The organism is Proteocatella sphenisci DSM 23131, assembly GCF_000423525.1.
Taxonomy (GTDB): domain Bacteria; phylum Bacillota; class Clostridia; order Peptostreptococcales; family Filifactoraceae; genus Proteocatella; species Proteocatella sphenisci.
On the sequence record NZ_AUID01000009.1, the window covers coordinates 69,906 to 95,413 of the forward strand.

Annotated in this window: 30 protein-coding genes and 2 other annotated features; of the genes, 5 read left to right on the forward strand and 25 right to left on the reverse strand. The window is 35.2% G+C overall.

Features of this window, described 5'->3' with window-relative positions; translation table 11 throughout:
* Positions 1-78: 78 nt before the first annotated feature.
* Genes holA through G558_RS0104685 form a run of 4 tightly spaced genes read right to left on the reverse strand, consistent with a single transcriptional unit; the run spans position 79 to position 4,519 of the window.
* Complete coding sequence (gene holA, locus G558_RS0104670) at positions 79-1,152, reverse strand: DNA polymerase III subunit delta (RefSeq protein WP_028829141.1); 1,074 nt, start codon at positions 1,150-1,152, stop codon at positions 79-81.
* On the reverse strand, positions 1,118-2,413 hold the full coding sequence (locus tag G558_RS0104675) for a ComEC/Rec2 family competence protein (RefSeq protein WP_028829142.1): 1,296 nt from the start codon (positions 2,411-2,413) through the stop codon (positions 1,118-1,120). Before G558_RS0104675 ends, holA begins: the two co-directional genes overlap by 35 nt.
* 21 nt (positions 2,414-2,434) lie before the next feature.
* Positions 2,435-3,661 (reverse strand): GNAT family N-acetyltransferase, encoded by a 1,227-nt coding sequence (locus tag G558_RS0104680; protein ID WP_028829143.1) that lies wholly within the window; start codon positions 3,659-3,661, stop codon positions 2,435-2,437.
* Positions 3,662-3,667: 6 nt separating this feature from the next.
* Positions 3,668-4,519: a DUF2156 domain-containing protein gene (locus G558_RS0104685; RefSeq protein ID WP_051188467.1), complete on the reverse strand. Its 852-nt coding sequence runs from the start codon at positions 4,517-4,519 to the stop codon at positions 3,668-3,670.
* Positions 4,520-4,738: 219 nt separating this feature from the next.
* Here G558_RS0104685 and G558_RS0104690 point away from each other — a divergent pair, with 219 nt between their 5' ends.
* A complete protein-coding gene (locus G558_RS0104690) occupies positions 4,739-5,623 on the forward strand; it encodes a ComEC/Rec2 family competence protein (protein WP_028829145.1) in 885 nt (294 codons plus the stop codon).
* Positions 5,624-5,625: 2 nt separating this feature from the next.
* Positions 5,626-5,937, forward strand: a complete 312-nt coding sequence (locus tag G558_RS0104695) for a DUF3006 family protein (RefSeq protein WP_028829146.1) — start codon at positions 5,626-5,628, stop codon at positions 5,935-5,937.
* Positions 5,938-6,081: 144 nt separating this feature from the next.
* On the opposite strand, the gene G558_RS0104700 is transcribed toward G558_RS0104695, so the two are convergent.
* From G558_RS0104700 to rpmG, 13 genes are all read right to left on the reverse strand, one after another.
* Positions 6,082-6,789, reverse strand: coding sequence for a tRNA threonylcarbamoyladenosine dehydratase (locus tag G558_RS0104700; RefSeq protein ID WP_028829147.1), 708 nt, complete (start codon positions 6,787-6,789; stop codon positions 6,082-6,084).
* Between the two features lie 11 nt (positions 6,790-6,800).
* The gene (locus G558_RS0104705) at positions 6,801-8,099 is read right to left on the reverse strand and encodes a nucleotidyltransferase (protein ID WP_028829148.1); all 1,299 of its coding nucleotides are present in this window, start codon (positions 8,097-8,099) and stop codon (positions 6,801-6,803) included.
* A 61-nt stretch (positions 8,100-8,160) separates the two neighbouring features.
* A complete protein-coding gene (locus G558_RS12380) occupies positions 8,161-8,637 on the reverse strand; it encodes an SPFH domain-containing protein (RefSeq protein WP_051188468.1) in 477 nt (158 codons plus the stop codon).
* A 4-nt stretch (positions 8,638-8,641) separates the two neighbouring features.
* Positions 8,642-9,130 (reverse strand): pantetheine-phosphate adenylyltransferase, encoded by a 489-nt coding sequence (gene coaD, locus G558_RS0104715; RefSeq protein WP_028829149.1) that lies wholly within the window; start codon positions 9,128-9,130, stop codon positions 8,642-8,644.
* Positions 9,123-9,680, reverse strand: a complete 558-nt coding sequence (gene rsmD / locus G558_RS0104720) for a 16S rRNA (guanine(966)-N(2))-methyltransferase RsmD (protein WP_028829150.1) — start codon at positions 9,678-9,680, stop codon at positions 9,123-9,125. Before rsmD ends, coaD begins: the two co-directional genes overlap by 8 nt.
* Before the next feature lie 24 nt (positions 9,681-9,704).
* Positions 9,705-11,759 carry an ATP-dependent DNA helicase RecG gene (gene recG, locus G558_RS0104725; RefSeq protein ID WP_028829151.1) on the reverse strand — a complete coding sequence of 685 codons (2,055 nt, stop codon included), beginning with the start codon at positions 11,757-11,759 and terminating at the stop codon, positions 9,705-9,707.
* Positions 11,760-11,906: 147 nt separating this feature from the next.
* A complete protein-coding gene (rplL, locus tag G558_RS0104730) occupies positions 11,907-12,269 on the reverse strand; it encodes a 50S ribosomal protein L7/L12 (RefSeq protein ID WP_028829152.1) in 363 nt (120 codons plus the stop codon).
* A 62-nt stretch (positions 12,270-12,331) separates the two neighbouring features.
* Entirely contained in the window at positions 12,332-12,838 is a 507-nt protein-coding gene (gene rplJ, locus G558_RS0104735) for a 50S ribosomal protein L10 (RefSeq protein ID WP_028829153.1), read from the reverse strand.
* 21 nt (positions 12,839-12,859) lie between these two features.
* Positions 12,860-12,982: a sequence feature (ribosomal protein L10 leader region), on the reverse strand.
* Positions 12,983-13,027: 45 nt separating this feature from the next.
* Complete coding sequence (rplA, locus tag G558_RS0104740) at positions 13,028-13,726, reverse strand: 50S ribosomal protein L1 (protein WP_028829154.1); 699 nt, start codon at positions 13,724-13,726, stop codon at positions 13,028-13,030.
* Positions 13,727-13,799: 73 nt separating this feature from the next.
* Positions 13,800-14,225, reverse strand: coding sequence for a 50S ribosomal protein L11 (rplK, locus tag G558_RS0104745; RefSeq protein ID WP_028829155.1), 426 nt, complete (start codon positions 14,223-14,225; stop codon positions 13,800-13,802).
* Positions 14,226-14,254: 29 nt separating this feature from the next.
* Positions 14,255-14,797, reverse strand: a complete 543-nt coding sequence (gene nusG / locus G558_RS0104750; RefSeq protein WP_334290858.1) for a transcription termination/antitermination protein NusG — start codon at positions 14,795-14,797, stop codon at positions 14,255-14,257.
* A gap of 6 nt (positions 14,798-14,803) precedes the next feature.
* Positions 14,804-15,010, reverse strand: a complete 207-nt coding sequence (gene secE / locus G558_RS0104755) for a preprotein translocase subunit SecE (RefSeq protein WP_028829157.1) — start codon at positions 15,008-15,010, stop codon at positions 14,804-14,806.
* Positions 15,011-15,031: 21 nt separating this feature from the next.
* Positions 15,032-15,181, reverse strand: a complete 150-nt coding sequence (gene rpmG, locus G558_RS0104760) for a 50S ribosomal protein L33 (RefSeq protein WP_028829158.1) — start codon at positions 15,179-15,181, stop codon at positions 15,032-15,034.
* 348 nt (positions 15,182-15,529) lie between these two features.
* Here rpmG and G558_RS0104765 point away from each other — a divergent pair, with 348 nt between their 5' ends.
* Positions 15,530-16,207, forward strand: a complete 678-nt coding sequence (locus G558_RS0104765; RefSeq protein ID WP_051188469.1) for a Crp/Fnr family transcriptional regulator — start codon at positions 15,530-15,532, stop codon at positions 16,205-16,207.
* A 21-nt stretch (positions 16,208-16,228) separates the two neighbouring features.
* Positions 16,229-17,050 (forward strand): nitroreductase family protein, encoded by an 822-nt coding sequence (locus G558_RS0104770; protein WP_028829160.1) that lies wholly within the window; start codon positions 16,229-16,231, stop codon positions 17,048-17,050.
* A gap of 3 nt (positions 17,051-17,053) precedes the next feature.
* Here the strand turns inward: G558_RS0104770 and G558_RS0104775 are convergent, their stop codons facing one another.
* The 4 genes from G558_RS0104775 to G558_RS0104790 form a co-directional block, all read right to left on the reverse strand.
* A complete protein-coding gene (locus tag G558_RS0104775) occupies positions 17,054-17,752 on the reverse strand; it encodes a TrkA C-terminal domain-containing protein (RefSeq protein WP_028829161.1) in 699 nt (232 codons plus the stop codon).
* Between the two features lie 2 nt (positions 17,753-17,754).
* Entirely contained in the window at positions 17,755-18,654 is a 900-nt protein-coding gene (locus G558_RS12385; RefSeq protein WP_051188470.1) for an EamA family transporter, read from the reverse strand.
* A 99-nt stretch (positions 18,655-18,753) separates the two neighbouring features.
* Complete coding sequence (locus G558_RS0104785) at positions 18,754-20,121, reverse strand: B12-binding domain-containing radical SAM protein (protein WP_028829162.1); 1,368 nt, start codon at positions 20,119-20,121, stop codon at positions 18,754-18,756.
* A 1-nt stretch (position 20,122) separates the two neighbouring features.
* Entirely contained in the window at positions 20,123-20,947 is an 825-nt protein-coding gene (locus G558_RS0104790) for a hypothetical protein (protein WP_028829163.1), read from the reverse strand.
* Between the two features lie 201 nt (positions 20,948-21,148).
* Between G558_RS0104790 and G558_RS0104795 the strand changes: the two genes are divergently transcribed.
* Complete coding sequence (locus G558_RS0104795; protein WP_028829164.1) at positions 21,149-21,550, forward strand: hypothetical protein; 402 nt, start codon at positions 21,149-21,151, stop codon at positions 21,548-21,550.
* A gap of 55 nt (positions 21,551-21,605) precedes the next feature.
* Here G558_RS0104795 and G558_RS13945 read toward each other — a convergent pair whose 3' ends face one another.
* The 4 genes from G558_RS13945 to G558_RS0104815 form a co-directional block, all read right to left on the reverse strand.
* A complete protein-coding gene (locus G558_RS13945; RefSeq protein WP_156888509.1) occupies positions 21,606-21,752 on the reverse strand; it encodes a hypothetical protein in 147 nt (48 codons plus the stop codon).
* Between the two features lie 310 nt (positions 21,753-22,062).
* A complete protein-coding gene (locus G558_RS0104805) occupies positions 22,063-22,848 on the reverse strand; it encodes an ABC transporter ATP-binding protein (protein WP_028829165.1) in 786 nt (261 codons plus the stop codon).
* 19 nt (positions 22,849-22,867) lie between these two features.
* Entirely contained in the window at positions 22,868-23,716 is an 849-nt protein-coding gene (locus G558_RS0104810) for an ABC transporter permease (protein WP_028829166.1), read from the reverse strand.
* Between the two features lie 25 nt (positions 23,717-23,741).
* Positions 23,742-24,740, reverse strand: a complete 999-nt coding sequence (locus G558_RS0104815) for an ABC transporter substrate-binding protein (protein ID WP_051188471.1) — start codon at positions 24,738-24,740, stop codon at positions 23,742-23,744.
* Between the two features lie 114 nt (positions 24,741-24,854).
* Positions 24,855-25,102: a binding site (T-box leader), on the reverse strand.
* Positions 25,103-25,508 lie beyond the last annotated feature (406 nt).

A 25,508-nucleotide genomic window follows, 5' to 3' on the forward strand; every position in this document is an offset into this window, starting at 1 on the left:
CAGGGAGTCAAATAATACCATAGTATTACTATGGTTATTTATTTGACTCTTTTTAGCGTTCAGATTTTATTTTAAAGCCTAAGCTTCTGATAAAGATGCAAAAACCCTGCTCAGAGCCATTTCTCCATACACGTTTTCCTGAAGCATTCCAGTCTTAAATTCATAATCTGTTTTTATTATTACTTCGAGGCATCTTACTGCTTTTTTCCTTCCAATGCCTTTAAGATTTTCAAGTCCTATTTTTATAGCGTAGGGATGTTTTCCCATCACCTGGGCAGCCATGGCCTGTGTATATCCTTTTTCTATATAATATGAGGCTTTTATCATTGTAGAAAGGCTGCTTGCAATAGTAGCAAGTATCTTTATAGCTGGCTCTCCTTTGTTCACAAGATTACTGTATGTAACAAAGGCTTGCTGCTTCTCATTTTTTATTATACAGTCTATAAGTTTGAATACATCTGAATCAAATTCTCTTATGAACAAAGACTCTATTTCCGAATTACTTATGCTGCCTTTTTCCTTTACATAGCTTAGTATCTTATCTAACTCAGCATTTATTTCTCTGATTGTCTTTGTGTTATCTTTGAATAGATATCCAGACAAGTCCATGTAATATCTTATCTTGTCTTTCTCAAGCTTTATCTTATCATCTGTTTTTTCCCTGATTTCTTCAGCTATATATTCTTCAAGTTCTCTTGCATTTAAATTTCCAAGGGGAAAAGTTGTCATCATAGCGCTGATCTCGGTAAGAAGTTTAGGATAAGAAGATTTTTTGTTGTTATTTTCTGACTTAACTTCAATTGCAGAAGAGCTCACCACCAGATTTATAGCGGGATCGAGTTTATCTATTATCTCTTTAAATTTCACATTATCTTCTTTTGTCCACAAATTTGAAGCTCCCTGTGTAAACTGGAAGTTCTTAAGATGTATTACCCTGCAGCTGTCCATCATGGGAACTGACTCCAGCCTGGTATAAAAATCGTTGAACAAAGTAGTTTTTTGGTCAATTTCTGTATAATTAAAGCTGGCAAAGTCCTTATTTAACTTTGTTTTTAATAGCTCCACCGCATATGATATAAAGTAGTCCTCCTGTCCAAAAACCAGAAATCGGTTGTTTTCAAGTAATGATTTTCGGAAGCTTTTCAAATTCATATAGGTTCTCCTTGATAATCTTTATTTCCCATAACTTGTATATCACAAGTATTATACCATAATATAGCCCTATTTTCCAAATATCTGTTTCAATATTCTCTAAATAAGAATATGGCAGATTTTCAAACATAATATTAACGCTGAGCATAAGGTCCTTGATCATGATTGCTCCATGAGATACGTACTTTGCAAATATGAATGTAAATGGAATTATGAGCGATGCTGCATAAAACATCATTGACACCAGAAAGAGGGCCATGGCAAGCGAAATCAAAGGGATTACCAGGAAATTTGCCGCAACTCCAGTCAGAGGCATCACATTAAAATAATAAATTACCATTGGCAAAGTAAGAATCTGAGCCGACAAAGTTACAGATATAAATGAGGGTATACCATATTTTTGGGCAACAGGCATAAAAATGGCAATAGATATTACACTTGCAAATGAAAGCTGGTATCCCACATCGTATATGTAATACGGATTTACTGTCGCCATAAGTGCTGCCGTTATAAAGGCGCTGCTAATGAGACTGTATCTTTGTTCTTTAATAAATGAAATATAATATATTACAAAAAAAACTACAGCTCTTATTATGGAGGGTCTAAGCCCTGTAAGAAAGGCATATATTATTAATATAATGCAGGCTGCTGAGCCTCTTTGTCTCACAGGAATACTCATCAGGGCAAAATTTATGAAAACAAGTATTATACCTGTATGAAATCCAGACAGGGCAAGGATGTGAGCCGTTCCTGTACGCGAAAATGAAGTCTTTGTAAATTCATCCAGCTCTGATTTATTTCCATAAAAAAGAGCCTTGAATATAGGTGAATCCGAGCGGTAAAGCCTGTCAATATGGGTATCGAGAATCTCTGTAAATCTTCCTCTTATAGAATAAATCCCTTTTTTATGGCCTTTCACTTCGATTGATTTTGGATAAGATATGTAATTTATATTCCTGGCTTTTAGATAGGTCGTGTATGAGTGGTTCTGATATTTTTGTATATAGTATTCAGAACTCATGAGCTTTCCACTGAAAGTTATGACGTCTCCTGGCTTTACTGTCTGCTCTTTGTCATAGCTTTTTATAAGCGTTTTTCCTGTATGAATTTCCAGGTGATTTTCTTTCATTTCAACTGACTTTACCGTTCCTGTATCAGTTATACTCCTGTAAGTCTCTACCTGAGGATCTGCATCAAAGGTAATAAAAAATGCGAAGATGATTACGCTGACAAATATCAAAAAAGAATATTGTCTTATCATAGTCACCTCCGCATTCATATTTTAAATGAAATCGTTTATATAGTTTTCTCTTATATCTTGTCCTAAAAGCTCTGCAAAGAATGCTCTGTCATAATCGTTTTTGAATACAATGCGTCCAGCCCTTTCAAGGTCTGTAACGTTAGATGATTTCATATAAAGAGCTGCCAGGTCCGATATATCTATATTCATATAAGGAATATGGACCTCTGCTTCTTCATTTACAAAATAGTTTTCTTTAAAGTTGTTTTCTTTTATAATATCATCTCTTATTTCAATCTGAAATGGCCTCATTTGATTCAGGTCTGATTTTCTGTTAATCATTTCGCAGAGTATGTTTTTTGCATTTATTACCCTTAGCATCATAAAACTCTTTTTGATTACCTTGTATTTGTTATCATATTTTATAAAAAGATTAAACAGTTCATGCTGAGGCGTAACAATGTCTACTATGCGAAACTGTGTTATATGAGATTTTATTATACTCATCATAGCATTGAATGAGTCTTTATTACTAAAGATCATCTCTGTGACCGCAGCCTGATCTTTGGAATACCTGGGAAGTATCATCATGTACCCACAAAGCTGACTGCCTTCATAAGTCACAAAGAGTTCTCCTCCATCTATAGCAAGTTCTTCAAGCTTGTTGATAAAATAATCCTGATCTCTTTTTATATATGCATACTTGTCCAAAATATTCTTATGATAAAAATTGCTCATCTGAGTCACTGTTTTTAAGAGATCATTTTTAGCATGTCCATTTTCATAATTGGCAGTAAGTATTGAGTCAAGATTTATCCTTTTTGTCGTGCACTTGGATCTTTCTGCTTTGATGTTGGCAAGTTCTACATTAAATTCGTAACGATAAAAGCAGTTTGTGTATCCATATCTTGTGTATATATCTGTATCTATTGGCATCAGTATAGATACATCTTCGCCGTTCATATACTCAAAGTTTAGGGTATCTTTCATTATTGCCGATGAATAACCCTTACCCCTGCTCTCAGGCTCTACGCACACACCCACAATGTAATTAACATCTTTGCATATCTCATCTACTACAAGAGTATATGGATGAAGCTGAAGAGATGCCTGCATGTTCTCTTGATCGTCTTCAGTTATTATATTTTTTTCCTGTCTGTATCTTTTAGTGAAATAGTACTCTATAAATTCAGGAGTATCTGCAAAGCAGTAGGTCCATAATTTTTTAACATCTTTTACATTCTTGGAGCTGACTATACCCGTTTTCATAAATGCCTACCTTTCTGTAAGATAATATTTTTCAACAAGTTTAATAGGTTTATATGACAGTTTTGCCTTCCTGAGTCCTTCTATCCCCAAGTCATCTTCTCTGTTTACATACTTTACATCTGGAAACTCATTTTCAAGGAAAAGCTTGTTTATGGCGGAATAAATTCCTTTTACAGACGGGTTTGCTTTTTCTATCTGAATCCCTAACATATCCGGATTCATTTTGGAGCCAAAAGTGAATGCTTCCAGCTCATTATCTATATATATACCACCTATTTTAAGGCAGTTGAATTTTTCAGCATTTTTTAGTACTTTTTTTATAGCAAGGTTTTCACCTATAAGATTCCTGTCTTTTTCTTTGGAAAATGCCCATTTGTCTGATAATCTCAGACACTGGTCAAACTCAGATTTTTCAATTGCCTTGTATACAAATCTGTCTTGATATTCTTTTACAAAAGCGTTGTAGTGATTCTTCTTGGAGTGCATTTTTCTTCCGCCCAGAGTCCTCAGGGATTCCGCTTCATATACATAGTCGTAATCGTCCCTGTCTGTATGACATTCAAACATATGTGGATATTTTTCATCCATGTATGTTTTCAAAGGCTCTGTTACTACTTTTAAGGCGACTTTTTGCTCAACACCTGCAAATATATCAAAGATGTCCTGAAGCGCTGTTTTGAGATCTTTTTCATCGCAAAGAGGCATCATAGCGAACATGCCCTCGTCCGAGTGCCCAAAAAGAAGTATATAGTCCTCTCTTTTTAAATAATGAAAATCATATACAGCCTGCCACATGTATAAAGTAATAAAACTATATTCACAGGCTTCGTAATTAACCTTTAGGAAATATGGTCTCATCTCATGGAGGGAGTCTGCAACAATCTGCCTGCATCCATCTATTTTTTCGTATAAACTAATATGAATCGCCTCCTTTTTTATATGACTAATTATACTCTACTTGCAAAAGTTATACAACCAGGATACTTTACAAAAAGCTGATTAAATTTGTAATTGGCCAAGATATATATTATAATTATATTTGATTTACAAATGATATATTATAGAAAAGAGGCTTAAATGACTACATTAAAAAAATTATTACTATCATCAATTCTTCTACTGTCTATTTTACTTTACAATGGATGCGATTCATTAATTGAACCTGTAACAGATCTTGAAATGCACTTTATTGATGTTGGTCAGGGAGACTCTACTCTCATACTTACCCCCGATGGATACACCATGCTCATTGATGCCGGGGATAACACTCAGGGAAAAAATGTAGTTTCTTATATACGATCGCTTGGAATAAACAAAATTGATGTGCTTGTAGGTACTCATCCCGATGCCGACCACGTTGGTGGGATTGACGATATTATAAAGAGCTTTGAAATAGGCGATTTCTATATGCCAAGAACAACTCATGACACAAAAACATTTGAAGATGTGCTTTTAGCTGCAAAATCCAAAGGATTAAAAATCAAGGCTGCAGAGTCTGACAAGTTAATAGCTTTTGACCCTGAAACAAAAGCAATATTTTTAAGTCCGGAAAACAAAAAATATTCTAATAACAACGCATATTCTGCAGTAATACAAATCACTTATGGCAGCAATAAATTCCTGTTTACGGGTGATGCTGAAAAGGAAAATGAAAAAGAAATGATAAAAAAATACGGAAATGTTCTTAAAAGTGACCTTATAAAACTTGCTCATCATGGGAGCGCTACTTCAAACACACCTGAATTTCTTGATATTGTCGACCCTGAAGTTGCTACAGTCTCATGTGCATACAAAAATAAATATTCACATCCTCACAGTGAAATTCTTAAATATCTAAAAGAAAAAGACATACCGCTTTATCGAACTGACGAACAAGGAACAATTATTATTTATTCAGACGGTGAAAATTTGTCAGTAGATCAGGAATCTGCTGGAAGCTACACCTACAGAAAGGGGAATTAGTTTTGATAAAAGGAACAATCGACAGGTTTGAAGGCCAATATGCTCTTGTAGAAATAGCTTATGAAGAAATATTCTTTATTGATATTCTTTCTGAGAATTTTACAGTTTTACCATCTGAAGGAGATATTATAATAATTGAATCCATAAAGGGTATTTCTGTTTCAGATGAATATGGGTTTGTTTCAGATGAGGTCAAAAAAATCCTCTGTATGCTTGAAAATCCTGTAGAGACCCTGATTTTAATAGATAAAGATCAGACCGAGGAAAGAAAGAGTCGCATCGAAAAATTGGCTTCGGAGCTTTTTGAAGATTAAATATAAGATTAAGATAAAAAAAGATATAGTAATAGTAGTAAATTATACTATCTATCCTATATCCATTATACTCCCTTTAAAAAAGCCTGTGCATAAACACTGTTCTTATGCACAGGCTTTTTCCTGTAAGTTATTATTTATGATTTATATTTCTCCTGCAAGCTTTCTTATTACAAAGGACGCCATAAAGAGGCCTCCTACAGAGGGTACAAAGGCGCAGCTTGCTGCAACCTCACGTTTGCCAGAAGAAGGTATACTCTCCACTGGCTTTCTTGCTTCTTCTGTTGAATATACAACGTCAAGATTAATTATTCCTCTGTCACGCAGCTCTTTTCTCATTACTTTTGCAAGTGGACACATGCTGGTCTTTGAAAGATCCGTAATCTGTATTTTTGAAGGGTCTGTCTTGTTTCCCATACCCATAGAGCTAATTACAGGAATCCCTTTGTCTATGCAGGTTTTTATCAAGTGTATCTTAGATGTAACTATGTCTATTGCGTCTACTACATAGTCATATTTTGCTTTGAAAAAATCTCCACTGTTTTCAGGAAGGTATTTTTGCGAAAAGATATTAATCTTCAAATTGGGATTTATAGACAAAAGCCTCTCTTTCATAACTTCAGTCTTTAATTCTCCAACTGTGGATAAGAGTGCTGGTATCTGCCTGTTTAAATTTGTGATATCCACAGTGTCAAAATCTACCAGAGTCACTTCACCTACTCCACTTCTTACAATAGCTTCGGCAGAAAAACTGCCTACTCCACCCACCCCAAATATTGCTACATGAGAATTTTTTAATATTTCCATGGCATCTGCGCCAAATAGGAGATATGTCCTAAAAAACTGTTCCATTCTTCCTCCAATTACTTGTTTTTTATATATACAGGTGACATAAGCATGTCACTTCCTGCTCTGACTTCTTTTTTATATGCCCTGTATTTAGAGTAATACATATTATTTGCAATCCTGTCATAGCTGAGCTTTATCTCCTGAAGCTCAGATGCTGGCTTAAAGGACGCCGCTTTATTAATGATATCTATTTTTTCATTTTTTACGTTCTCATTTATCTGTTTTAAAAGGCTTCTTCCCTGATCATTAAATGCCAGGACTCTGGCATATGGCCTTTGAGACGAATCTACCTCAGCATACTCTTGCGATTTTCCAAGGATTCTGTGCATGTCTGATTTTGTAATACCTATAAGAATGTTCAGCAAAGTTCTTCTTATCCTTGTGCGAGTATATCTCTTTGTCTTTACTTTTTCTATCAGGTCTTCCAAACTATAACAAGTCAGGATATTTTTAAGTATGAGGTTTTCTATACCTTCATTTACTTCAAAATACTTTTTTATCTGGCACTCTTCTCTTAGTATAATCAGCTTTAGCTCTTCATAAAAATCATCAAAACTGATGAGGTTATCTTCTGAGAAGCTCTGAGTGAGTTTTTGTGCCATGTCCTTTGTTGTTGATTTTTTCATAAGCTTATTCAGATCTGATATATCTTCTTGTTCATTCTTTTTTTCTCTTAAAACCTTTCTTATAGCGGTGGCACTTGGAAACATATTGTTGATATTTTCATCATTATAGGTACTGCTTATTCGCTTTATTGCAAAAGGCTTGATACTGCTTTTTATCAACTTGAGGTTTTTAAGATATTCTATTGCGAGTATATCATTTGAAGCCGATATTATTTCCTCAGCATGGTTTTCCTCAATGCTCTTTGAAAGAGCTCTTTGCCTGGCGAGTGGAAAACTGATTCCCTCTGACAAAAAAAATTTGAGGTTTTTCTGGAATTCTTCACCTTCATCTGAAAGTATAGCTGCCACGTCCCTTATGAGATTTATATCTGCACTTTCTGATCCAAATGCCAGAAAATCAACTACTCCGAGTGCATCAAGTATCTCTATACTTCCTCTTGCAAATATCTCTGCACTCTGACAACTGTAGCATACCGGAATTTCAAGTACCAGGTCTGCACCATTTTTTATGGCTTCCTGGGCTCTTATGAATTTGTCCGTTACTGCCATATCCCCTCTTTGAACAAGGTTTCCGCTCATTACTGCTATCACACAGTCCGCCCCGGTTTCTTCTTTTGATTTTTGAATATGGTATCTGTGTCCAAGGTGAAAAGGATTATATTCAGCTACTATCCCAACAACTTTCATCAAATCCTCCATTTTTTATAATAAGAAAAAGACAAAAAAGAGCTATCTAAGCTCCTCTTTCCTACTGTTCTATGGCTTCTTCTTCGTCATCACCTATGAGCATATCACCGAGTTCTCTGTGGTTTGTGAGTACTTTTTCAGTCAGCCCCTTCATATCCTTAGACACTTTTTTAAGTATTTCCTGAGAATATCTTACAGCTCCGTTTCTAAGCTCTTTAGCATCATATTCCGCCTCTGCCACAATGTTTTCTGCTTTTTTGTATGCAGCTTGAGTTATACTGTCTTCTTCTACAATTTCTTCTGCATTTTTTTTGGCATCTGCTATTATCTTTTCTGCCTCTTCTTGTGCATCATAAATTATTCTTTGTCTCTCCTGGCTTATCCACTCTGCCTGCTTGAAATCATCAGGAAGTCCGATTCTTATGTCAGTTATCAGTTCCATTGCTCTGTTTTTATCGATACTTGCCTTATTTCCAAATACACTTCTGGAATTTTCTATCATTTCTTCAAGCTGATTTAATATACCGAGTACTTCCATTTTATTAACCCTCCCCGAACACCTGTTTCAATTTATCATCAACACTTTTAGGCACTATTTCAGATATATCTCCCCCAAACTTAGCTACTTCTTTTACTACGCTTGAACTCAGGAACGAATATTTGGTATTTGTCATCAAAAATATGGTTTCTACATTCTTATTTAAATTTCGATTCATCTGAGCAATCTGCATTTCGTACTCGTAATCAGAAACTGCTCTGAGTCCTCTTATTATTACCTTTATATCTTTTTCCCTGCAGTATTCTACAAGCAGTCCTCCAAAAAAATCTACTTTTACATTTGTGAAGCTTGCTGTCTCTATCTTTAGTATTTCCAGTCTCTCTTCAAAGCTGAGAAGCCCTTTTTTACTTGTATTTACAAGTAAGGCTACCGTTACTTCATCATACATATCAGAGGCTCTCTTTATTATGTCAATATGACCATTTGTAAGTGGGTCAAAACTTCCTGGATATACTGCTTTTTTTTTATTCATTGGCTACTCCATAAAATGTGATTTTTGTTGCCGCATAATTTTTTTCTTTTGTCTTTACAAATTTTCCTATGCTCTCAGGGGTTTCTTCACCTCTGTCAGTTTCAACTATGATAGTTCCTTCATCTTGCATTATATTGTATTTTCCCAATTGTTGCAAGATTTTTTGAACAATTCCCTTATTGTATGGAGGGTCCAGATATATTATGTCAAATTTAACATTTTGTCTTTCGAACTGTTCAAGCGCCTTTTGTGCATCCAGGTTGTGGACTGATGCCGCGTCTTCAAGTCTTGCACTTTTTATGTTATAAAGTGTCAACTCATAAGACTTTACATCATTGTCCACAAAGTATACTTTTTTGGCGCCTCTTGAAAGTGCCTCTATACCTACCGCTCCCGTACCTGAAAAAAGATCTAAAAATACAGAATCTCTGATTCCCATACCTATCATGTTATATAGATTCTCCCTTACCCTGTCAAGAGTAGGTCTTATATGGTCTCCTTCTGGTGTCTTTAGTTTCTTCCCTCTTGCTTTTCCTGAAATTATTCTCATTATGGTCTCCTGTATATAAGCAGCTTAATTAAGCGCTATAGTCTTTATTTCTTTTTCAAATTTCACTTTGACTCTTTGCATTACTTTATCTTTTTCTGCGCTTGTGTGGGATGATTCATCATCTATAAGAATTCTCGCATCTTCTTGGGCCCGATGTAATATATTCATATGTTTTACCAGGTCTGCAATCTTAAATTCAGGCAAGCCATGCTGCCTTAATCCAAACATTTCGCCTGGCCCTCTGAGTATCAAATCTTTTTCAGATATAACAAATCCGTTGTTAGTCTCTGTCATTATCTTCATCCTCTGTTTAAGTATATCTGAGTTGCCTTGATAAATCAATATGCAATGAGATTCTTCGGTTCCTCTTCCTACTCTTCCTCTTAGCTGATGAAGTTGTGAAAGTCCAAACCTTTGAGCATCTTCTATTACCATGACTGTTGCATTTGGGACATTTATCCCAACTTCTATTACAGTTGTAGAGACCAACACTTCTATTTTTTTGTCTTCGAATTCCTCCATTATCTGAGCCTTATCTCTTGCTTTCATCTTCCCATGAAGTAGTCCTACTCTATAGTTGCTAAACTGATTTTGGCTAAGCTCATCAAATAATTCCTGGGCAGATTTTATATCCAGATCTTCACTTTCTTCTACAAGCGGGCATACTATATAGACCTGTCTGCCTTTTTGTATTTCTTCAGTGCATCTGTCATAAGCATTTTTTCTCAGATTCTTTCTTATTGCAATAGTTTCAATTGGCTTTCTTCCTTTTGGCATCTCATCTATAAGCGATACATCCAGATCTCCTTGTATTATCATTGAAAGGGTTCTTGGAATAGGGGTAGCTGTCATTACAAGTACATGTGGCATTATTTCATAACTGCTGTAAAGACTGTTCCTCTGCTTTACTCCAAACCTGTGCTGCTCATCTGTTATTGCAAGCGCAAGTTTTTCAAAGTTCACCTGATCTTGTATTATAGCATGGGTGCCTATTACGAAATCACAGTCGTGACCCGATATCTCCTTATAGATTTTTTCTTTTTCTTTTTTAGGAGTGCTTCCTGTTAAGAGTCTTATTCTTATACCTGTATTCTTGAACAGGTCCAGTGCACTTTGATAATGCTGCTTTGCAAGTATTTCTGTAGGTACCATAAGCGTACTTTGAAAGCCATTTAAAAAGGCATTGTATATGCTGTAAAAAGCAACTATAGTCTTTCCACTTCCCACATCTCCTTGCACAAGTCTTTGCATAGGGATATCCCTGTCCATGTCTCTTTTAATTTCATCTATTACTTTTTTCTGGGCGAGCGTTAATTCAAAAGGAAGTTCTGATATAAATAAATCCAGCTGAGAAAGGGGCGTTATCCTGTAAGTATTGTGTTGCTGAGTAAATTTTTTCATCATCAGAAGATAGAGCTGAAGCATGAAGAATTCTTGATATATGAGCCTGAATCTAGCTATTTTAAGGGTGTCTATAGTTGCCGGAAAGTGTATGTTTTTAAGAGCATATTCAAGTGGGCATATATGGTGTTTTTCAAGAAATTCCAAGGGAACATATTCCATTTCGCTGAAAGAAATCTTGGACAGAGAGTCTTTTAGAGATTTCTGGATTTCTGGATTAGTCAGTCCATGCGTTAGATTATAGACTGGGTATATCATGTTAGTCAGGTTGTTTTCTCCAAATTTTTCTATGTCTGGGGCATTAAATTCGAGTCTGCCAAATACTTTTTTTGCTTTTCCATAGAATGAGATTTTGTCTCCTACATTAAATTTATCTTTTATATACTCGTTGTTGAATATAGTGAGAAAAGCTCCTTCGTTGCCTTGCCTGACAACAACTTTTATTATTGTCATGTTTCTTTTTGGAGTACTCTTTTCAAAATTTACTATAGTTCCATAAGAGCATACTTTTTCATCATTGGCTATTTCATCAAAGCGTTTAACTGTGGTTCTGTCTTCGTATCTGGCTGGGAAATGATACAGCAGTTCTTCTACTGTCTCTATATTCAATTTTTTGTATTTCTGGGATTTTTTTTCTCCTACGCCCTTGACATACATTATAGAATCTCCTGGTCTCATTTTTTCATCTCCCTTTGTAATTCCTGAATTTATCCACTATGTATAGTTTATACAAGCTTGGCCTCAAGGTCAAGTTAAGTTACATTACAAAATCCACAAAGGGCATGCCCTTTGTGGATTTTTGTTGTTAATATTGATAGTTTAAAACTATTTAACTTCTGCTTTTGCTCCAGCAGCTTCAAGTTCTTCAACCAATTTTTTAGCTTCGTCAGCAGATACGCCTTCTTTAATTGCTTTAGGTGCTCCATCAACAAGATCTTTAGCTTCTTTAAGACCTAGTCCAGTTATTCCTCTTACTACTTTGATAACTCCAACTTTTGAAGCTCCAGCTTCAAGAAGAATTACGTCAAACTCAGTCTTCTCTTCAGCAGCAGCAGAATCTCCAGCAGCAGCCATCATTACAGGAGCAGATGCAGATACACCGAATTTTTCTTCTGCAGCTTTAACTAGTTCGTTTAGCTCTAAAACTTTCATTTCTTCAATAGCTTGTAAAATTTGCTCTATAGTCATTTTATTTACCTCCATTATTTTTAAAATATCACATTTTAATTAATATATTTTATTTTTATAAATTAAGCGCCTTGTTCTTCTTTTTGCTTTGCAAGTGCATCAAGCATATATACAAAGTTAGAAACTGGAGCTTTAAGACTTCCAAGAAGCTTGGCAATAAGCTCTTCTCTTGATGGTATCTTAGAGATTTGAATCATTGCTTCTGCATCGTAGTACTCGCCCTCTACATAACCCATGTTGAATTCTAAAGCAGGGCATGTTTTAGAAAATTCTGCTACTATCTTTGCAGGCGTAACAGCATCTTCGTATCCGAATGCTATTGCGTTTGTTCCTACAAGATTTACATCATCAAGCTTTTCAAGATTTCCTACTTGCACAGCAGCTCTTCTTACAAGTGTATTTTTGTATACTTTGTAATCAATACCTGCTTCTCTGAATTTATTTCTTAAGCTTGTAGCCTGGTCAACAGTAAGACCTTTGTAATTAACAACAACTATTGATTGCGCTCTTGCTAATTTGTCTGCTATCTCATCAACTACAACCTGTTTGATTTCCATTGCTTTTGACATATCTAGTACCTCCTTCTTCAGTATTTTATACAAAAAAGCCTTCGCAGTCACGTAGACAATCGAAGGCATGAGTTCTATATAACAAACAACCTCGGCAGGATTTACTTTTTAACCTGCTGTCTACAGTGTACTATTTACTTTTTAACTTTTTAAGTATACTATACTCTTTTTTGTTTGTCAACAATAAAACTATTCGCTAACTCTTACAGGGTTAACTTTTACTCCAGGTCCCATTGTACTTGCGAATGTAACAGTCTTTAGGTACTGTCCTTTTGCTGCAGAAGGCTTAGCCTTTATTACTGCTTCGATAAGTGCGTGGAAATTTTCTGAAAGTTTTTCTTTACCGAAAGATACTTTTCCTACTGGTACGTGGATTATATTAGTTTTATCAAGTCTGTATTCAACTTTACCTGCTTTGATCTCTGCGATTGCTCTTTCAACATCAAATGTTACAGTTCCAGACTTAGGGTTTGGCATAAGGCCTTTAGGTCCTAATACTTTTCCTAGTCTTCCTACTACTCCCATCATATCCGGTGTAGCTACTATTACGTCGAATTCAAACCAGTTTTCGCCCTGGATTTTAGCTACAAGATCTTCAGCTCCAACAAAGTCTGCACCTGCTGCTTCTGCTTCTTTAGCTTTTTCACCTTTTGCGAATACAAGTACTCTCTTAGTTTTTCCTGTTCCGTGTGGAAGCACTATTGCTCCCCTAACTTGCTGATCTGCGTGTCTTGAATCTACGCCTAGCTTTATGTGAGCTTCAACAGTTTCATCAAACTTTGCTGATGCCACATCTACAACGATTCCAAGCGCCTCAGAAGCAACATATAAGTTTTGTCTGTCAAACTTTTTGATAGCTTCTTGGTACTTCTTAGGTTGTTTAGCCATAATCATTTCCTCCTTTGTGGTAATAACGGTAAAATTTTATTTGCCTCCCACCAATCTATATAAGCAAATAGAATTAATCTTCTACAACGATTCCCATACTTCTTGCAGTTCCTGCAATCATTCTTACAGCAGCTTCAACACTTGCAGCGTTAAGGTCTGGCATCTTCATTTCTGCTATTTCCTTAACTTGTGCAGCTGTTATATTAGCTACTTTCTTCTTGTTTGGCTCTCCAGAACCTGACTCAATTTTGCATGCTTTCTTTATAAGAACAGCTGCTGGTGGAGTCTTAGTTATGAAAGAGAACGATCTGTCTTGATAAACAGTGATTACTACTGGTATTATAAGCCCAGCCTGATCAGCAGTCTTTGCATTATACTGCTTTGTAAACTCCATTATGTTAACTCCGTGCTGTCCAAGAGCCGGTCCTACCGGTGGCGCTGGAGTAGCTTTACCTGCTGGTATTTGAAGTTTTATTTGTCCAATTACTTTTTTAGCCATTTAATGACACCTCCTGTTATCCAAGTAGCTTAGCCTACTTTTCTTATCTGCGACATCTCTAATTCTAGCAATGTCTCTCTATCTCCGAACATAAATATCTTGATTTTAACAGTAGCATCATCAGGATTTATCTCTAGGACTGTTCCTTCAAAGTCTTTAAATGCTCCTGCCACTATCTCAACTTTATTCCCGATTTCAAAGTCTATTTCTAATACTGATGATTTGGTTTCTTTTTCAAGTCCCATATTATCTACTTCTTCAGGAGTAAGAGCTACCGGTTTAGAATTCGGTCCTACAAAGCCAGTAACACCTTTGGTGTTTCTTACGATATACCACGATTCGTCTGTTACTATCATTTTAACAAGACAATATCCTGGGAATATCTTTCTCTGTTTTACTTTTTTCTTTCCGTTTTTAATTTCAATCAGCTCTTCAACTGGAACCGCAAGCTCTTGGATTATATCCTCCATATTTCGGTTCTTTACAGATTTTTCAATAGTAGCTTTAACTTTGTTTTCGTGTCCGGAATAGGTATGAATGACATACCATTGTGCTTTTTCGCTCAAGGTCAGCCCCCCTTAGTTTCCTAATATCTTACTCATAATAAATCCAAATACTGAATCTATCCCGTAGATAATAAAGGCCATAACTACTACCGTAATTAAAACTGTCGTAGTATAGCTGAGCATTTCATTTTTGGTCGGCCAATGTACCTTTTTTAACTCAGTTCTAACTTCACTGAAAAATTTCCCAAGAGAAAATTTTTCTTTCGCATCTGTTTGCATTGATTCACACCCTTTACTAACTTATTTAGTTTCTTTATGTGTAGTGTGTTTCTTACAGAACTTACAATACTTTTCAAGTTCGATCCTGTCAGGATTGTTTTTCTTGTTTTTCATAGAATTGTAATTTCTTTGCTTACACTCTTGACATGCTAACGTCACTTTTACTCTCATAGTGCACCTCCTATAGTGGTATTAACTAGAAGGATCCATTCCATAACATAGATTGGTGTAATTATGGTTTTACCTTTAAACTTTACTACACATGTATTCGATTGTCAATATCTTTTTTGAACAATCAAAAAAACCTGTCCAAATTCTTCAGGAGCAAGTCTATAATGTAAAATAAAATTATGATTTTTAACTTTTTAATTATAACACATATTATTAAGAATTTGTAAGTTTTTTTTAAAAACTTATTTTTTATTAGCTCTTATTTTACATCTCTTGCAAATTAAAGGATTAACGTTTATTATTAAAAGTATTATGTGTAATTGTATTTTTTAATGGGAGGATATGAACTTGAAGAATAAGGATATACAGTTTATGGAGAATTCGCTTCCATTTTGGAAAGACCTTTCAGCAATTGAAAAAAACATTTTGAGTGATAGTCTAATAAAAAAAAATTATAAAAAAGGCAGCATAATAGGTCATTCAGAAAATGAATGCACTGGCTTTTTAATGGTAAAATCAGGTCAACTCAGGGTATACAGCCATTCTCAGGAGGGAAAACAAATTACACTTTACCGCCTTTTAGAAATGGACAGCTGTATATTCAGTGCGTCGTGTATGCTTAGAAATATTAATTTTGAAATAAGTATCGATATCGAAAAAGACAGCGAAATTTTTATTATTCCCGCTGATATTTTTGACGATATAAGCAGTCGCAGCCTCGCAGTAAAGAGTTTCACCCTGGATCTTGTAAGTTCGAGGTTTTCTGACGTAATGTGGATATTTGAACAATATGTATTTACTAATATGGCCTCTCGTCTCTCAGGTGTACTGCTTGACCAGGTTTCGCTTTCAGGTTCAGATGAACTCAACCTTACTCATGAGCATATAGCTCGCGAACTTGGAACAGCAAGAGAAGTAATAACCAGGCTTTTGAAACAATTTCAGACGGATAAACTGCTTAGGATATCCAGAAACAAAGTTGAAATTATAGACAAAAATGGTCTCAAAAAAATACACGGAGATTAATATTAAAGGAGAAAAATTATAATGATGAAAGTTGATATTGAAAAATGTATTGGTTGCGGCCTTTGTGTCAAAGACTGTTTTCCAGGTGATATAAAAATGGTATCAGACAAAGCAAAAATAAGAAATATCGCATGTTTCAAATGTGGACATTGCATCGCTGTCTGCCCTGCCAATGCAATTTCTACAGATGAATATAATATGGATGAAATCAAGGAATACTCAAAAGAGAAATTTGATATAGACCCTGAAAACCTCTTGAATTTCATTAAGTTTAGAAGAAGCATAAGACAATTTAAAACAATCGATGTAGCAAAAGATAAACTAGAGGCTATCATTGAGGCTGGTAGATTCACTCAAACCGGAGCCAATGCTCAAGATGTGTCTTATACAGTAGTCAGGGAAAATCTTGCCGAAATAAAAGAGCTTACTTACGAAACTCTAAATCATATAGGAGAACAGATACTCTCAAATCCTTCACCCGAAAATCAAGCTTATACCAGATATGCCAAGATGTGGATTAATATGTACAAAAAATATAAAGAAAATCCTGTGGAAAATGATAAATTATTTTGTAATGCTCCGGCAATTATAATAACCACCGCATTTTCTGACGTTAATGCCGCGCTTGCATCTTCAAATATGGAACTTATGGCAAATTCACTTACTTTGGGCACATTCTTCAGTGGTTTCTTTGTAAGAGCAGCAAGTGCAAATCCAGAGATAAGAGATATTGTTGGAATTCCAGAAGGCAAACACATAGTGACTTGTATGACAGTTGGTTACCCAGATGTCCAGTACAAAAGGTCTGTACCAAGAAAGGCCGCTGAAGTTTCCTGGAAATAATCTTCACTTTACATTTTCAAATATGTTTCTGATGTTTTGGCACTCACCAAATACCACTATAGTATCTCCTTCCTGGAGAATGGTTTTGTTACCTATAATACGCATATATTCATACTCGCGTTTGATCATCAAAACATTTATATTGAATTTATTTTTAAGAGGTGTATCTTCAAGAGCTACACCTCTTAAAATATCTGGAATATTTGAAATAATGATTTCTGCCAGTGCATTATCATCATACGAATCAAGTATTATCACCACATTTGAATATTTTCCAAATATGATTCTGTTTCCAAGTTTTTCTACATAGTGATCAAAATTCTTTTTTATTCCGGGAATACTTTTTAAAGCCATAAAGATGAGCAGTATACTTAGAAGTGTTATGGAGATTGGCCAAAGGGTTTTAACCTGTATGCTATTCATCCTTATTACAATATTTACAACTGCAGAAACTATGGTTACTGTGAAGGCATATCCAAATATCATAGTTATCCTTGCCAGTTTGCTTCTTACTCTGGATGATGTGATCAGCTCACTGTCAGAAGTCGTAAAGCCGGAGTTTGTAAGCATTGAAGTCACCTGAAACTTGGCCTTGGCTTCGGTAAGACCAGTGAGGCGAAAAAGTACAGTAAAAATCTCATTTATAAGAACGTACACAAGTATAAATATTACAAAAAAAACCATGGCGCTTACAAAGCTCATATTTATAACCCCTTCTTAATGTAATCAAGTATGTAGTCCAGACTCTGTATTGTTATTACCGCCATTACTATAAGCACAGCCCCCAGTATCTGTTTTGTACTGAGCACTTCTCCCAGTATAAGGTATGCCGAAAGAGAAGCCACCACAGTCTCAGACATGCCAATTATGTTTACAGCTGAAGGCGCCAGATACCTGAATCCCTTTAGATATAGGGTAAATGGGACTATGGTACCAAATATGGCTAAGTATCCAATAAAAAGCAGCTCAGAGCTTGATCTTCCTGCCCAGAGAATCCACGGCGGACATATGAACATATATATCAGAGCTCCAGTTGCCATCCCAAATGTAAGCACAGTCCATGGATCATAATTTCCCGTACATTTTTGTCCATAAATAATATAAAAAGCACTGCAAAATGCAGATATAAGTCCCGCTACTACCCCGTCAATATTTAATTTTATCCCCAAGCCTGCTCCACCAAAAATAATAAAATAACTACCTGCCATAGCAAAAACAAGCGCTATCCCCTTTGAGAGTTTCATCTTTTCCTTAAGTACAATTGAGCAGTATGCCGTTATTATAATAGGTGAAAGATATTGAATAAATATTGCAAGACTTACATTTAGCCTTGCTATAGCATAATAGTATGTCCCTTGCATAAGCGTCATTGATATTCCCAGAATTCCAATTTTTTTAAGGCCCGTGCTGCTTACCTGCAAGAGATTACTGTGTCCCATGGCCAGATATATTATACATATTACTGCCGCAAGAGATATCCTCATGTTAGAAACAGCAATGGGATCTATATCTGTATTGAAAATCATTTTTGCAACAGTTCCTGAAATCCCCCAAAAAAATGCAGCTCCCAAAATCAGAAGCGCCCCCTTAGTCTGCGTGTTCATCTTCACCTCATATATTAATATTTCAAAAAATCTCCACTGCTGGATTCTGCAGGCTCCTGTGTCCTCAGCAGCGGTTTTGATGTTAATAGAGTTATTATATCATAATTGCCCCTTATTTAGGCTGTGTTTTTCAATTGTTTTTTTAATTTTTTCTCTCAACCAAACCTCATCAAATTCACTTTTGTAAAGAAATTTCGTTTCATTTTCAAAATCCCAGTCATCATCTTTAATATCCCTTACCCTGTTGTACAAATTTGAACCCGGAAGTGGATATGGAAGATTGAATGAAATTTCATCAAGACCCAAAGAGAGCGCGAATTCAAAAGTTGTCTCAATGGTGTCAATTGTTTCACCTGGGTAACCCACTATAAAAAACCCTCCGCATTCTATACCTTGATTTTTAAATATATCTACTCCCCGTTTGACTTTTTTTATATCTACATGCTTGTTCATGATTTTAAGCACCTCATCGCTTCCTGATTCAATTCCAAGATAAACCTTGTTACACCCTGCTAGCTTCATCTTGTTTGCAGTTTCATCACTTATGCTGTCAACTCTGGAAAGACAGCTCCAGTTGATTTTGAAATCACTTTCATTCATCCTGTCGCAAAAGGCACCTATATAATGATCATTTAAAGTAAATAAATCATCCGCTATCCACAACGAATCATATCCAAATCTCACAATATCTTGTATCTCTTTAAATATCGAGTCCATATTCCTGAATCTTACCTTATTCCCAAATATTGGTTTTGAGCAAAAATCACAGTCAAAAGGACATCCATAGGTCATCATTATTGTGGCACTCTTGTACCCAGAACTTTTAAAGCAAAGGTCCTGATATTTTTTATGGTCATAACCACTTCTGTCTGTCATTTTGAGCCTGTCTATTTGCTCTTCGCTAAGATTGACTTCTGGAACACTCACTAATGTTTTTTCAGAATTTATATTTTTTTGATCATTTATATATCCGTATATTCCTGAATAAATGTTTATGTCTCTACTATTTAAAAAGTCTGAAATCCTGTCATTTTCAGTTATATTGACCTTTTTAGCAATTTTTTCGGCAAATTCAAGGTAATCAAAGCAGAACTGTGGCACACTAAGTGCACCTTCTCCTCTGAAGACTAAATCAAATTTTTGAGCAAATTTTTCTGGATAAAGACTGGGGAGCGGTCCACCCGTTATAAAAAGGCTTTGCGGGCTTATGAGCCTTAGGGTTTCTAAGAGTTTCAGTGCATTTTGAGACATAGTAGTCATTATGTATATGCCAATAATGTCTGCTCCAAATTCTCTTGCAACCTTGAGCGCCTCTTCAATAGTGAGAAAAGTACAGTCAAGTTTTACTACTTCTAAACCCTTATCCTTCATTCCAGAAGAAAGCACCGATATCCCAAGAGGATGAAAAATCTGTCCTTTCGTCTCATTTGTCAGAAAGTAGGGATATATTAACATAACTTTATTCATCTCATTCAATCTCCTTTTCCACCTTTTCAAAATAGACTTTGTAGGAATAGTCTTTGAATCCACAAGCGGAACATTTTAGCTCGCTCTCAAAACCCGCCCAGTTGTAACCTCCAGATAACTCTCTGCCCCAAAACAATACTGATTCTATATCTGCAGGTACACAGATTTCTTCCATATAACACATCAATCCCAGCGATGGGCTTTTTAACATGTGGGATTTTTCATTTTTAACAAGGCTTTTTTCAATCTTTTGCCAGCCACCAGGTGGATCTGATTCCAGTCCACATATTACCGACCTGGAAAATAATTCTCCACCAATTTCGTTCATTATAAAAAACTTGTATTTTTCTAATCCGACATTAGATTCTGCAGTAACATGTATATCAGATTCTCCCAGGATATATCTCGCTTTTATATATCCAAGTGATTCTATTTTTTTAAAATCCGTACTGATTCTCAGCAAGCGCCTGAGTCTGGTTCCCATTTTCAAAATCGGTCCCTGAAAAGCCTCTGATTTCATGTAAATTTTGGATGCTGTCATTTCCAGAAATGTAGTAATCAAGGGGCTTGATTTTTGAAAAAAAGTCCATTCCAGCCTCATGTCAATCCTGTACTCTACATCTATAATCTTATCCAAATGGCCAGATTTACAAATTTTTTCTATAGAGCAAAAATAGGTTCTATTATTATATTGAATGGCAAAGGCGCCGAGTCCCATTCCTTCTTGGACTATCAATACTCCATCATGATAAGCTAGTAATCCTCTTGGTATCCCCTTTGATATTCCTTCTCCATAATAATTCTCATCAAACTTGAATTCTATCATATAATCTCCAGTTTAGTATGTATTTTAAAAATTATTCTGAATTTCATTTAAAGGTATTCATATAACTGTTTTTACCCCTGTTGGCACGTCATTAATCTTAATTATATAATTAATTTTTTAATATTCAAATAGTCCTTTTGCTTTATTTGTGATATAATAGATTTCTTACAAAGTTCAAATATTGAGAAAAGAGAATGAAAAATGAGAAATCATCAGCTTGAAAAGAAAATCATAAAAATAGACAAAGATATAGAAGGTCTTAATATTGCAAAAAAATACCTTTCTAACCCGGAAGAAATCGAAGATGTAAAAGTTGGCCTCAACAGAGAAAGACAACTTATGATCTTTGGACTTTATGAAGAAGACAATCAATCTAGATTAGAGTGCCTGGAATTGCTTTTAGAATTAGTTGGAAAAGAATTGCTGAAAGAAGAACAATTAGAGCTTCTTGAGAATATTAAGGCAATATACGGAAGAAGATTCCCAGATGTAAGCAAAGCCAGCAATGGCTTAAATGCCTGGCTTAATTTTGTAGACGTTACATGCGAATGGATTCAAAATGAAAATTCAGATTGGGCAAAGCTTATAATTAAATCAATTTAATTTAAAAACACCAGCAGCTCTTACGAGATCCTGGTGTTTTTTACATTTATAATTTTTATTTGATTTTTTCTTTATTTAATTTTACCGATTCTTCTATAAGCGAAGTCCAAGTCTGTGTTACCGGCATGTCTATAATTTTTTTAACTAGTGAATCATTAATTGTTTTTCCTGTTTCCATGTAATATGCTAATATACGTCTCATATTTATATCCTCCTGATTAATAAAACAAATTTAATATACATTACTTTAAATATAGTTTTGAATAATTGAGAATACGCTAGCAGAAACCCTCACCTTCGGGAGTTCCATGCAAAATAGATATTGGCATTATACGATTTTTATTTATAATAAATTCCATATGAGTTACTCCTTTCCGTGAAAAAGTATACTTGCAATTTTAATAATAATACCCAGAAAAAAATACTCCGACCTAAGTCCAAGCATTTATCTCCCACTTCTACAAATATATTATATCCCAGATTTCCTGGCTTTGTCAACCCTTTTTACAAATTTATACTGCATGTTCAAATTCTTCATCAGAGTCTACAAGATTTTGTCTGTTGTAAATTTTTATAAGCTCAGTCTCACTTATTAAATTACTCCTTGTATCTAATATTACTTTTCCTTTATCCAGCATTATTATTCTGTCCGAATATTTTATGGCATCTCTCAGGTTGTGAGATATCATAAGAGTTGTGATATTCTCTTTTTTTACAAGCTCCATAGTTTTCTCCATAACTACTTTTGAGGTTTTTGGATCCAGAGCTGCAGTATGTTCATCTAAAAGAAGAAGATCGGGTCTTTTCATAGTAGCCATCAAAAGTGAAAGCGACTGCCTCTGTCCACCCGAAAGAAATTTAACCTGTGTATTTAATTTGTTTTCAAGTCCCAGGTCAAGTGTTTTTAAAACATCAGTATATTTTTGAATCCTGTCTTTTTTTACCAGCTTTCTAAATCCGAATTTTGTGCACTTCTTGTCAGCAAGTGACATGTTTTCAAGAATTGTAAGTGAAGGTGATACTCCAAGTGAAGGATTTTGATGAACTCTTCCTATATGCGCTGCTCTTTGATGTTCTTTAAGCTTGCCTAAATTTATTTCATTCAAAGATATTTCTCCTGTATCACACGACAGGACACCGCTTACCATGTTGAATAAAGTACTTTTTCCGCAGCCGTTGGCTCCAAGTATTACGGTAGTCTCACATTCATTTATATCAAGATCGAAATCCTGAAATATATTTGTTTCATTTTCAGTTCCGATATTAAAACTCTTTTTCATTCCCTTTATCTTTAACATTTTATTCTCCCATCTAAGATTAAGCTGATTTTTTTACCTTGGATATATTTACATTGTTGTATGCAAGAAAACCAATTACTATTAAAGCACTTATGGCTTTAAGATCCGTTGGTGCGAGTCCCATTTCAATAGCCAGGCCTCCTATCATCTTATATGCAACGGCTCCTATTAAAGCCCTGGTGGTGCCCTTTAATATACTGCTTTTTTGCATCACTGTATCTCCTATTATGATTGATGCAAGTGCCACAACAATTATCGAGTTTCCCATTGTTATATCAACAAAGCCCTGGGATTGAGCCATCAAAGCTCCACTTAAAGATACAAGTGCGTTTGAAATCATAAGTCCTATCATCTTGTATTTGTCAGAGCTTTGTCCCAGCGACTTTACAAGTGTTTCATTGTCACCAGTAGCTATGAGAAGGTATCCTGTTTCAGATTTAAGGAATCTGTCCATGAGCAGTTTTACAGTTAATACAAGTACAATGAGTACTGCCATTTTTCCAAAACTGTCATAAATAGTTTCAAATGAAGACAGGCCTATATTGGATTTTCCATTTATCCTGAGATTTACTGAATAAAGCAGGGTCATAGTAAGTATTCCGGCTAGAATGGCTTTTATCTTAAACTTTATGTTTAATGTATATGTTATAAAGCCCCCTGCCGCTCCAGCAAGAACCGCCATCAAAGTTGCTAACTCTGGAGATACTCCAAGAAGTATAAACTTTGCAAATACAAATGCTCCAAGTGGAAATGTTCCCTCTACCGAAAGATCTGGAAAATCTAGTATTTTGTATGTTATATAAACTCCTGTTGAAAGCACCGAGAAAATAAGTCCTTGTTCAATAGTTACCTGTAATAATCCGCTCATGATGTCTTTTTCCTTTCTCTTTCAATTATTCTGTAAACTCCGCGTCTTTGAATGCTTTTGTATTTTTATCAAGACCCAGTGCATTTAATGTATCTGTATTGACTTTTTTAATGAAATCCTTTGAGCTTTGAACCGGAATTTTACTTATTTCTGTACCTTCAACAAGAATCAGCTTTGCCATATCCGCCGCCTGTACTCCAAGATCAAAGTAGCTTATGCCTACAGATATAAGTGCTCCTGAATCAACATGACTGGAATCTCCTGATATGGTTATGATTCCTTTTTCTTTTGCAGTTTTTGCAATAAGCTCCATGGAAGATGCTATCATATTGTCGTTTATAAGCATCATCGCATCTGATTTTTTTGCAAGAGATTCAAGCGCCTGGTTAATATCTGTAATACCTGCAATACCAACTTTTTCTACCTTTATATCAAATTCAGCCGCTACTTTTTCTATATCTTCTATCTGGACCTGAGAATTTGATTCTCCTGTATTAAATACTACCCCAACACTTTTCATTTCCGGATTAAGCTCTTTAAGTATCTCAAACATAGCTCTTCTGTTTTCAAGGCTAATCTCGTCTGTAACTCCTGTAAGATTGGCTTCTGGAGCCTCTGGATTATTTAAAAGCCCTGAGAATACCGGATCTGAAACTGCCGTGAATATTACAGGTATCGCTGCTTCTTTGGTTGCATTTTGAGCTGCCTGTGATGTTGGTGTTGCTATAGAAAGTATAAGATCTACATCATCACTTGCAAATTTTTCAGCTATCATCTGAGCGTTTGCTATGTCTCCTTGAGCATCTTGCATGCTTATATCTGCTTCTATTCCTAGTTCTTCAAGTCTTTGGACAAATCCGTCTCTTGATGCATTTAGAGCAGGGTGATCTATAATCTGTGTAATTCCTATTTTCAGTTTTTTAGCTTCTGGTGCTGGTTCCCCTTTTGATTCTCCCTGAGAACATCCTGCAAGTACAAGTGTCATTGATATAATTACTGCTAAAGCCTTCATTGATTTTTTCATTTTAATTTCCTCTCTTCTCTTAAATTAAGTTTTTAAGTGATTTGATTGACGGGTATGCTTTTTCTCTGGCCAGAGCAATAAAAAAGTCCCTATAACAGCACAAATTTGTGCTGTTATAGGGACGAATAATCTTTCGCGGTACCACCCTAATTATAACCGAAGTTATATCTCAATCAAGATCTGACAATCTCTAACCCTGTAACGTGAGTACACGTGCTCGTCTACTTAGATTTTTGGTTTCCCTCATCTGTTTAACTCGCCTGCTCGGTAGTGTATAGTATATATTTCTCTGTTGTCGATTTTCACCTGCCACCGACTCTCTGAAACGTCTGAAATATTTTTCTCTACTTCATTGCATTTAATTTTTGTAAATTATTGTTTTGCTATGATTGAAATAATACTATGTTTTTTGAAGTTTGTCAACACCATTTTCAAAAAAGGGGCTGTCGGAGAATGACGTTTTTTGACCCCTAAACTTTAATAATTAAAAATCCTAGATTATTCAACATCTACAAAAATGTAGAGCACTGAATAATTTAGGATTTTTTTGTTTAATTTAATATTTATTGTATGACAAAAAAAGCCATTTGATATTTTCTCATGACTTATAAAAATCCGATAGGATTAGGCTGTTTTTGCTTCGTAGGTTTTGATTTTTTCCTTCGCGAAGCGATAATATTTATTTAAATTTCTTCCTACAGCGTATAAAAGAAATTCTTTATATACTTTTTCAGATGTACGATGATTAAATCTTCTGAAATTATCATT

Bases quoted from the DNA above. Each gene is read 5' to 3' on its own strand.
- secE (WP_028829157.1), bottom strand. From the start codon at position 15,010: ATGCAAACAGATGCGAAAGAAAAATTTTCTCTTGGGAAATTTTTCAGT.
- G558_RS12380 (WP_051188468.1), bottom strand. From the start codon at position 8,637: ATGGAAGTACTCGGTATATTAAATCAGCTTGAAGAAATGATAGAAAAT.
- rplA (WP_028829154.1), bottom strand. From the start codon at position 13,726: ATGGCTAAACAACCTAAGAAGTACCAAGAAGCTATCAAAAAGTTTGAC.
- holA (WP_028829141.1), bottom strand. From the start codon at position 1,152: ATGAATTTGAAAAGCTTCCGAAAATCATTACTTGAAAACAACCGATTT.
- rpmG (WP_028829158.1), bottom strand. From the start codon at position 15,181: ATGAGAGTAAAAGTGACGTTAGCATGTCAAGAGTGTAAGCAAAGAAAT.
- coaD (WP_028829149.1), bottom strand. From the start codon at position 9,130: ATGAATAAAAAAAAAGCAGTATATCCAGGAAGTTTTGACCCACTTACA.
- G558_RS12385 (WP_051188470.1), bottom strand. From the start codon at position 18,654: ATGAACACGCAGACTAAGGGGGCGCTTCTGATTTTGGGAGCTGCATTT.
- G558_RS0104810 (WP_028829166.1), bottom strand. From the start codon at position 23,716: ATGAGCGGATTATTACAGGTAACTATTGAACAAGGACTTATTTTCTCG.
- G558_RS0104805 (WP_028829165.1), bottom strand. From the start codon at position 22,848: ATGTTAAAGATAAAGGGAATGAAAAAGAGTTTTAATATCGGAACTGAA.
- G558_RS0104795 (WP_028829164.1), top strand. From the start codon at position 21,149: ATGAGAAATCATCAGCTTGAAAAGAAAATCATAAAAATAGACAAAGAT.
- G558_RS0104705 (WP_028829148.1), bottom strand. From the start codon at position 8,099: ATGAAAGTTGTTGGGATAGTAGCTGAATATAATCCTTTTCACCTTGGA.
- G558_RS0104775 (WP_028829161.1), bottom strand. From the start codon at position 17,752: ATGAGCTTTGTAAGCGCCATGGTTTTTTTTGTAATATTTATACTTGTG.
- recG (WP_028829151.1), bottom strand. From the start codon at position 11,759: ATGAGACCAGGAGATTCTATAATGTATGTCAAGGGCGTAGGAGAAAAA.
- G558_RS13945 (WP_156888509.1), bottom strand. From the start codon at position 21,752: ATGAGACGTATATTAGCATATTACATGGAAACAGGAAAAACAATTAAT.
- G558_RS0104685 (WP_051188467.1), bottom strand. From the start codon at position 4,519: ATGAGACCATATTTCCTAAAGGTTAATTACGAAGCCTGTGAATATAGT.
- rplK (WP_028829155.1), bottom strand. From the start codon at position 14,225: ATGGCTAAAAAAGTAATTGGACAAATAAAACTTCAAATACCAGCAGGT.
- G558_RS0104790 (WP_028829163.1), bottom strand. From the start codon at position 20,947: ATGATAGAATTCAAGTTTGATGAGAATTATTATGGAGAAGGAATATCA.
- G558_RS0104815 (WP_051188471.1), bottom strand. From the start codon at position 24,740: ATGAAAAAATCAATGAAGGCTTTAGCAGTAATTATATCAATGACACTT.
- G558_RS0104700 (WP_028829147.1), bottom strand. From the start codon at position 6,789: ATGGAACAGTTTTTTAGGACATATCTCCTATTTGGCGCAGATGCCATG.
- rplJ (WP_028829153.1), bottom strand. From the start codon at position 12,838: ATGTCAAAAGCAATGGAAATCAAACAGGTTGTAGTTGATGAGATAGCA.
- G558_RS0104680 (WP_028829143.1), bottom strand. From the start codon at position 3,661: ATGAAAACGGGTATAGTCAGCTCCAAGAATGTAAAAGATGTTAAAAAA.
- G558_RS0104675 (WP_028829142.1), bottom strand. From the start codon at position 2,413: ATGATAAGACAATATTCTTTTTTGATATTTGTCAGCGTAATCATCTTC.
- rsmD (WP_028829150.1), bottom strand. From the start codon at position 9,680: ATGAGAATAATTTCAGGAAAAGCAAGAGGGAAGAAACTAAAGACACCA.
- G558_RS0104770 (WP_028829160.1), top strand. From the start codon at position 16,229: ATGATGAAAGTTGATATTGAAAAATGTATTGGTTGCGGCCTTTGTGTC.
- G558_RS0104690 (WP_028829145.1), top strand. From the start codon at position 4,739: ATGACTACATTAAAAAAATTATTACTATCATCAATTCTTCTACTGTCT.
- G558_RS0104785 (WP_028829162.1), bottom strand. From the start codon at position 20,121: ATGAATAAAGTTATGTTAATATATCCCTACTTTCTGACAAATGAGACG.
- rplL (WP_028829152.1), bottom strand. From the start codon at position 12,269: ATGACTATAGAGCAAATTTTACAAGCTATTGAAGAAATGAAAGTTTTA.